Here is a 7,567-nt window from a genome sequence, read left to right as displayed (position 1 = left end):
GAATCCACATGTACAAATCCAATAAAAATGCTGGATTCTTCAAACTGATCGAAAATCCGCAACTCAGCAAAACCTTGGAAGCTATTCATCATAGTCTCGATAAAAAATGGGGTCTTGACGATCTCGCCGGGATTGCGGGGATGTCGCGTACGAACTACAGCGTCAAATTTAAGGAGCTGTCAGGCATGACACCTCTTGATTATTTAACCTATTGTCGGCTTGAAAAAGCAAAGCAGCTGCTTAAAGAATCCGGTAAGTCTGTTCCCGAAGTGAGTGAAGCCATTGGGTATCCGGCACATGAACACTTTCAAAAGTTGTTTAAGAAAAAAATTGGCAAAACTCCTAGCGCGTACAGAAAAGAAAATTCTGAAAAGGTGTAAAAATGAATATCTATAACTCTCCTGTTACCAAAATAGCTTTCTGGGTCATAGTCATTGGTGGTGCGGCTTGCCTGCTTATCCCTTTGTTTGCACCTCTTCTTCCGCTGCAATATTTGAAAGGGTATGGCGAAATAGGTGATGCTTTGGGAGGTATTTCAAGCCCATTCGTACAAATTTTGGGTTCAGTGGTCCTCTTTCTAGCGCTGAAAGCCCAGATTGACGCTAATGGCTTTCTCCAGCAGCAAATCGAAAAGGAGTACACTAAGGAGCAATTGAGGCATGAGTTGAATCAGCTTCACGAACTTTATATGTTCGTGGAAAGAAACATTAAAAATTTTAGCTATGATCAGGAAAAGACCGTTGATGGCAAGTCGCAAAATATCCTTCTGCATTCCCGGCGAGCGATTAAATGTTTCATTGAGGACCTAGAGGGGTTGAACGTTGATATTCACAAAGATGACGACATTTTAATGTTTGACGGGGTTAAAGAAATCATGAGTATTTTGAACAGCGTTGACCTATATTTCGACAAAATTAAAGACAGCGAAATTGCACCTTATCACAAGAATTTTTATAAAACACTAATGCAGCACGAACTTCTCTTCAGCGTTTTTCCTTACCAAGATCTCGACAATCAAGCGCACCTAAAGCAAGAAACTTGCCCAGAGTGCGGTGAATATCATGCAAACTATCCACCTCTGATTTATGACCGGCTACAGGAAATTAAGAAAAGTTTCTTCTGATGAATTGCTAGAATACTGCATATTCATTCAGTATCGGAGCCTGCAAAAAAACATTTAAAGAAACAGTAGGACGTGCATGTGCCTAGCTGCCAGCTAAAGTAGCTTCAATTTGTGCATAACCGGCATAGCCATCCACTTGCAGAGAGCCGTTGAAACACCATCAGCTAACTGTTTTACTAATTGTATGCACGTTAATTAGCATTAACGGACATGACTTAAGAAATATTTATGACCCGAAACAACTTTTTTATCTTGTCATTGCAAAATTTGTCGACAAACACCTAGTCTAACAAAGACCATGTGTGTTAGACCTTCTATCTTTCGCTTTGAAGGTAATGATAACCAAAAATTAAGCAAGGCCGACAATAGTCCACCAATTATTGCTCAATCACTGGTGCACGGCGAGATCGCGAACGAATTTTAAGCGACTATGATCATTTAGCCCGATTTGACGATCTGATTTAGCTGTGATCTTAAACTCCCTTTTGGGAGTCCAACTATGACAATCGATGTATTTGCCCAGTACTTCGCTGATGTAAAAGACCCACGCCAAACGGCTAAATTAAGCTACCCCCTTTACGACGTATTGTTCTTATCTATTTGCGCCATCATCACGGGTTGTGAAGGCTGGGAGGATATTGAAGATTTTGGTAAAGCAAGGCTAAGCTGGCTTCAGGGCTTAGGTTTATTCAAAGAAGGGTTACCCGTGCACGATACGATAGCTCGCATTATTTCAAGGATAGAGCCCAGCGCATTGCAGTCCAGCTTTATACGTTGGATGCAAGAGGTGGTAAAACTGAGCGAGGGTGAAGTGGTCGCGGTGGATGGTAAACGCTTGCGCAGCTCCTATGCTCGCCATGATCGTCAATCTGCAATTCACATGGTCAGCGCTTTTGCTACCGCAAATGGCGTGGTTATGGGGCAGATTAAGACAGACGCGAAGTCAAATGAAATCACCGCCATTCCTGATTTGCTCAATTTGTTAGATATTAAAGGCTGCCTTATCACCATTGATGCGATGGGTTGCCAACACAAAATAACCAAGACAATCGTCGATAAAGGGGCGGATTACCTGATTGCGGTCAAGGGCAACCAGAAGCGGTTGTATGAAAGCATCAAGGCGGCATTCGCCTCTGTGGATACAGCCACTGGGCTCCATATTGAGAAAGGGCATGGCCGTGTTGAAGCGCGGGAATATCATGTGCAAGACGCAGGAGATTTCGCCGAGGCATACCCTGATTAGGCAAATTTAACCTGTATTGGTATGGCGATAAACTACCAGAATGATGGTAAAAAGGCGTCACTGGAATACCGCTATTACATCAGCTCTACAAAGCTAACGACAGAGCAATTTGGTAAAGCGGCACGCGGACATTGGGGTATCGAAAATAACCTACATTGGGTCTTGGATACTGCGATGAGAGAGGATAACTGTCAGATATACCGTGGCGACGGAGCAGAGAATATTGCCCGTTTACGGCACATCGGGGTTAACATGATAAAGATCGATACCAGCAGAAAAGCCAGTGTTAGGCGTAAACAACGTATGGCCGCAATGGATACTGACTACCTTGAGGCTATATTTTTAGCGGGGTGCAACTCAATTGAGTGATAATTAAACATTTATGCTCTTGCCGTGATCGCTGTTGTCATATGAAAAACAAGTATGTATCTGTTCAAATCAGCTATCTGCAAGGAATAACGATTGCAATCCTCGAGGATATATTTTAGTTTTTAAAAACTCCTACATGTGCGCATCCATTCCCAAGGCAATCTAAATGAATAAAAAACAAAGACCTGTATTTCTTAACCTGCTAAAAATAAAAGCTCCTATCACGGCATATGAATCATTTACACACAGAGTAACTGGGGTGTTCTTAATACTATTCCTTCCCCTTGTCATGTACATGTTTGTTATCAGTTTACAGTCAGAAGACAGTTTTCAACTAGCAACCAACTACTTTGAAAACTGGTTTGTAAGGGTCATATTTTGGGGTGGTTTAACAGCGCTAAGCTTTCATGCTATTTCAGGCGTAAATCATATGCTACGCGATCTTGGATTTGGCAAAGAATTAGACTCGGCTTCTAAAATGTCCGCGGTTGTAATATTACTTACAGCAATTAGTAGTGTTATTTTGGCAATATACTTGTTTAGCTAATCAAAAAAGGCAATTTATAGTAATTTTTTGGATCGGAATGGCATTCAGGTTGTAACTGTTGAATTGAAGATTAGATTGATCCAATTTGGGATAACATTTGCGTTGTAGAGTCACCCCTTTTAATCATTGAAAGTTGGCCTCCTAGCAAGCTCTAGAAGATTTTGAAGCGGCTCTTAATTAACTGCAAATGGGGGATCACTTTTAGGTCTTAATTAACTAACAAGCCCATAAACTAGCTGCGCTGGGGAAGTTACTTGCAGCCTTTTATCTCTAGCGCTTCCATTAAAGCCTGCAAGTAATAGTCCGTTATGGGGGAGTTTTGTGTTTTTGAGGTTATTGCAATAACTGTCAATCAGCCTCACGGTAAGTAATCCATTTTCAGAGGTGAGTCTTATGATTAGTTGTAGTGAATATGATTATATTGAAATAGTTTGTTTGTTCCGTTATCCGGTTAAATTAACGATGAAAGTGGGCGAATCTATAAAAGGTGTTGCTATTGATGTATTGCGTAATCACAGTCGTAACGAGTGCATCAAGCTGAATACTAACGAAACGGACATACTGATTGAATTGGATGGAATATATAAACTAGAAGTATTAATTAATAATCCACATTTTACTGAGGTTATTTTTAAATAATAATGTTTTAGTGAGCAAGTGTTATCAGTAGTGATTGAAGTGGCAAAAAAATTGCGGATTGCAGTAAATAAGTCCTCTCAATATTTAGAACAAAACACATACAAAGTATTTAAGTCGTAGCAAAAACAGTTGGTGATGTCTCGTACCTCAACACGGTCGTTATTTTGCTCATACTTTCGTCAAGGCTCACTCAACATCATAAAATACCATCTTGGGGTTCTAGGGATTTTCCCCTCTAAAGTAACATAAATCGCTACAAACCTCGCCGTTAATGGCTTGTGGAGCTGGGTTACCTTTCATTTTAGACTTCATTTTCAACAATAGGCCTAGTTATTTCCTGTAAATCAGGTAGTTTGCGGTTACTAGCGAACTGATAAGTGCCGCTCAGATTAATATTCTGCCATGCAACGGGTGATACTTGTCGAGTTATTGCTGCTTTTTCCTCGTCACCAACTTCTTCAAAGTGCAATAAGTGCAGACTTTCTTCCCATTTCTGATAGTTTAGTAACCTCAGTATTCTTTGATAAATACGGTCACGCTGCATCTTATTTATGCTGAAAGGCCTGATCCCTTTGCCTCCTTGAACTTGCGTTGAAATAAACTGCATATCGTCAAAGATGAGGTTAAAGCTAGGTGAAAGAATGACAGGCTTAGACTTAAAATACCCTAATAACGCAATGAAATAGCATCGGTGGCTTCTTAGGCGAATGCTTTTCGACTCTGTTAACTCGATCTCGTTTGGCGTAAAATACAATCGTTGTTGTTCAAGTGATAATAGCGGCGGAGAATATAGATCAAGCTGCTCAGCTTTGGTAAGAATTGAGAGTTCGTTTTTTATAGCCATAGGAATTACGTTAAGTTTAAGGGGTTGTTAACCTCATAATTTGCCATACTTTGGAGAAGTAACCCACCTTTGTAAGCCTTTAAATATAATGAGTATGGCGGTTTATGTTACTTTAGAGGGGAAAATCCCTAGAACCCCTTTATCCTTAAAAAAGCGTTCTCAACTAAGTGCCGATACTTATAAAGGCACCAATCCATGTGACCATTCCCTGTTTTACTGTTCTCTTTTCTTGGAATATTGGCAATGCTGCCATTTGCCTTAATAAATGCTCTGAAGTTATCACTGTCATAGCCCTTATCGGCCGTAACACTACATGACTTTGGGGCCGCGGATACTAAGCTCTGAGCATGGACAATGTCATTTATCTGACCACCCGATATTTCAAAATAAACGGGAAGCCCACCGCTATCTACAGCGAGATGAATTTTTGTAGAACTCCCACCCCGACTTTTTCCTATCGCTTCATCTGAACTGCTTGCGGCTCCGCTACTGTCTTGATGCGCTTTGACAATACTTCCATCAATAAACAACCATTCTGGATCATTATCGGACGATATGCTTTGAAACCATTTTTGTAACACACCTTTCTTTGACCAAAGGTTAAAGCGCTTAAATACAGAGTTCCAACGACCGAATCTTTCAGGCAAATCTCGCCACTGAATGCCTGTGCGCATACGATAAAGTATGCCTTCCAGTGTATTTCGGTGTTCATATTTATTGTAAACACGCCCTGTCTCTTTAAGTATTTGCTTTAGGGCTTCCTAGGCGTTATCTGTTAGCATTGTCCTTGGCATAGCAACGTCCGTTCTCGGTGGTATTTTTGATTTTTGGCGAAACCATTATACCTTGTTGCTATGCCGTTCATTTTTCACTCAAAGATCAACAGCCTCTAGTAAGGCACGTACTTGAAGCACTTAAAAGATAAAAATAAAGGCTCTCTAATGTGTTTAGGAGCCATCTAACTTATAGTTGTTTCGGGTGAGGCTTATTTGTTTTTGTGCTCCAGTGCTGTAAGTGATGTACCTACGATAAATATAGACACGACAAACAAGCCTAAATCTTTTAGCAAAAACTGGCCAGGAACCACAGAGATCGCAGGAAACCCAAGAGATGCCTCAAAAACACCGGGTGTAGTCAGCATGAACGACAATGTCGTAAAAAAGAGTCCGGTTGAAAGTACACCGCCCAAGATTGCGAGCTTAGGGGAGAAAACTCGTGCAGCGATTAACAGGCCAACTGAAATTTCAAGCACACCCAGAAAATTTGAGAATCCTTGAATGCTGAGGAAGCTATACATCCACGAAAGCAGAGGGCTATTACTAACAAAACCATGTATACCGTTTGCTTCGTAGCTAGTGAATTTCATGCCACCAAACCACAAATATATTATCGTCATGGCAACGTAGATGCCACCTATACCAAACTTAGTGATTTTTGCACCGAGATTATTACTAAGGGTATTGGTAGTCTGGACACCATTTTCAATTTCGGGAATAGTCATCTTATATCTCCAATTATTTTTAGCCATGTGGACTCACTCTATGTAGCCCACTAAAATGATATGACTCTTGAGAAAAACTATATGTTTACTCGAGTCGAACCTAACTTAGGTAATTGCTGTAGTTGAGCACCAATGGATTAGACATCAATGCCTAGTGGTTGAACGGCCGGGAAGTCGACCTCGGTCTGTGTCACTTCGTTAACGTAGTTAGTGAAAGTGTTCAGGGCAACAGCCAACAGAATATCCACTACATGTGCATCACTGTAGCCAGCGTTCAGCACCGCTTGGACCTGGTCATTGCTGACTTGCCCGCGCTGGCGGACTACGGCGGCAGCAAAACGCACGGCTGCGTCGGCCTTAGGGTCATTTGATGCACCGCTGCGGTTGGCAGTGAGTTCAGCATCATCAAGCTTGGCCACCTTACGGCCTAGGAAGGAATGGGCAGCAAGGCAATAATCGCAGCCGTTGATCTCAGCGACGGCTAGGGCAATACGCTCAAGAGTCGCTGTACCCAAGCCGCCCTGTGCTGATGCTGCGCTCAATTGCAGGTAGCCAGTCAGCGCAGCAGGGCTGTTGGCAACGACGCGGAACATGTTAGGAACGCGGCCCAGTTGTTTTTCCACAGCCTTGAGTGAGGTATGGGTAGCAGTAGGCGCGGCGTCGATTGTGGTAGGGGTGTTCAAACGTGACATAAATTTCTCCTAGTGATTTGAAAGACAGCACGCTGTATTGGCGTGGAATAAATTGTATTTAAGAAGGTTCTGCTTGATAATCCGTTGCTATCAGACAGCTCATCTTCACGTCTTGCGCAGTCGCCATTTCAGTGCCACTACACACCTTCGTTGACGTCACGCCGTCCTGATTTCTAAGGAGGTCTTCGAGACTCCAAAAACACCCTCCGGCAACGATCACATTATTTATTTTTCATAAAGCCTCCTTGGTTTTTATCTATTTACTAATGGAACTGAATTTACAGCATGTAAAATAGATATAACATGCTCAATAGTTCGTATAATGTGACTTATTAGACAGTTTACGTAGGGGCTATGTATGGATGCAGACTTTGGATATCAGATTAAAAGAGTTGTGAAATTAAGGGTTCACGAAAAACTGCAAATATAGGGCAAATCAGATTGTCTATACCCATAATTTAGAGCGCCCGAGCATCAGGAACTCACTGAAAGCAGACGTTTCTGAAAATAAACAAGGCACAGCGCTTGAAAATTTCGAGACATCAACGTTTTGCCAAAAGGCTAAAAATGCGTGCACTACTCATTTCGCATTTAAAGAGAGCATCGGTT

General features: G+C 41.7%; 7 protein-coding genes and 3 pseudogenes. 5 read left to right on the top strand and 5 right to left on the bottom strand.

The annotated features are described in order from the left end of the window. From L1272_RS22280 to L1272_RS22260, 5 genes and pseudogenes are all read left to right on the top strand, one after another. A partial coding sequence (locus L1272_RS22280) for a helix-turn-helix transcriptional regulator (protein ID WP_235374312.1) occupies positions 1-380 on the top strand: 380 nt, incomplete at its 5' end. A gap of 2 nt (positions 381-382) precedes the next feature. After that, positions 383-1,123, top strand: a complete 741-nt coding sequence (locus L1272_RS22275; RefSeq protein ID WP_235374311.1) for a hypothetical protein — start codon at positions 383-385, stop codon at positions 1,121-1,123. Positions 1,124-1,622: 499 nt separating this feature from the next. Then, positions 1,623-2,735, top strand: a pseudogene (locus L1272_RS22270) (ISAs1 family transposase). Positions 2,736-2,901: 166 nt separating this feature from the next. Beyond that, the gene (gene sdhC, locus L1272_RS22265) at positions 2,902-3,282 is read left to right on the top strand and encodes a succinate dehydrogenase, cytochrome b556 subunit (RefSeq protein ID WP_069945753.1); all 381 of its coding nucleotides are present in this window, start codon (positions 2,902-2,904) and stop codon (positions 3,280-3,282) included. Between the two features lie 393 nt (positions 3,283-3,675). Next, positions 3,676-3,921 carry a Rho-binding antiterminator gene (locus L1272_RS22260; protein ID WP_069945752.1) on the top strand — a complete coding sequence of 82 codons (246 nt, stop codon included), beginning with the start codon at positions 3,676-3,678 and terminating at the stop codon, positions 3,919-3,921. Between the two features lie 472 nt (positions 3,922-4,393). On the opposite strand, the pseudogene L1272_RS22255 reads toward L1272_RS22260, so the two are convergent. From L1272_RS22255 to L1272_RS22235, 5 genes and pseudogenes are all read right to left on the bottom strand, one after another. Then, a pseudogene (locus L1272_RS22255) lies at positions 4,394-4,765 on the bottom strand (DUF4158 domain-containing protein); the annotation flags it as partial. 131 nt (positions 4,766-4,896) lie between these two features. Beyond that, positions 4,897-5,511, bottom strand: a pseudogene (locus L1272_RS22250) (IS5 family transposase); the annotation flags it as partial. Between the two features lie 239 nt (positions 5,512-5,750). Next, positions 5,751-6,266 (bottom strand): YkgB family protein, encoded by a 516-nt coding sequence (locus L1272_RS22245; RefSeq protein WP_004911234.1) that lies wholly within the window; start codon positions 6,264-6,266, stop codon positions 5,751-5,753. 137 nt (positions 6,267-6,403) lie between these two features. Next, complete coding sequence (locus L1272_RS22240; RefSeq protein ID WP_000088799.1) at positions 6,404-6,958, bottom strand: carboxymuconolactone decarboxylase family protein; 555 nt, start codon at positions 6,956-6,958, stop codon at positions 6,404-6,406. Between the two features lie 58 nt (positions 6,959-7,016). After that, a complete protein-coding gene (locus L1272_RS22235; RefSeq protein ID WP_223290059.1) occupies positions 7,017-7,178 on the bottom strand; it encodes a peptide-methionine (S)-S-oxide reductase in 162 nt (53 codons plus the stop codon). Between the last annotated feature and the right edge of the window lie 389 nt (positions 7,179-7,567).

Source organism: Pseudoalteromonas sp. PAST1 (assembly GCF_021532515.1).
GTDB lineage: Bacteria > Pseudomonadota > Gammaproteobacteria > Enterobacterales > Alteromonadaceae > Pseudoalteromonas > Pseudoalteromonas simplex.
Note: the sequence above shows the minus strand (reverse complement) of the source record. Positions and strands in the feature narration are given on the sequence as shown.

What these genes read in the sequence shown, in the direction of transcription:
- L1272_RS22275 (WP_235374311.1), top strand. Translation starts at nt 383, where the DNA reads ATGAATATCTATAACTCTCCTGTTACCAAAATAGCTTTCTGGGTCATA.
- sdhC (WP_069945753.1), top strand. Translation starts at nt 2,902, where the DNA reads ATGAATAAAAAACAAAGACCTGTATTTCTTAACCTGCTAAAAATAAAA.
- L1272_RS22260 (WP_069945752.1), top strand. Translation starts at nt 3,676, where the DNA reads ATGATTAGTTGTAGTGAATATGATTATATTGAAATAGTTTGTTTGTTC.
- L1272_RS22245 (WP_004911234.1), bottom strand. Translation starts at nt 6,266, where the DNA reads ATGACTATTCCCGAAATTGAAAATGGTGTCCAGACTACCAATACCCTT.
- L1272_RS22240 (WP_000088799.1), bottom strand. Translation starts at nt 6,958, where the DNA reads ATGTCACGTTTGAACACCCCTACCACAATCGACGCCGCGCCTACTGCT.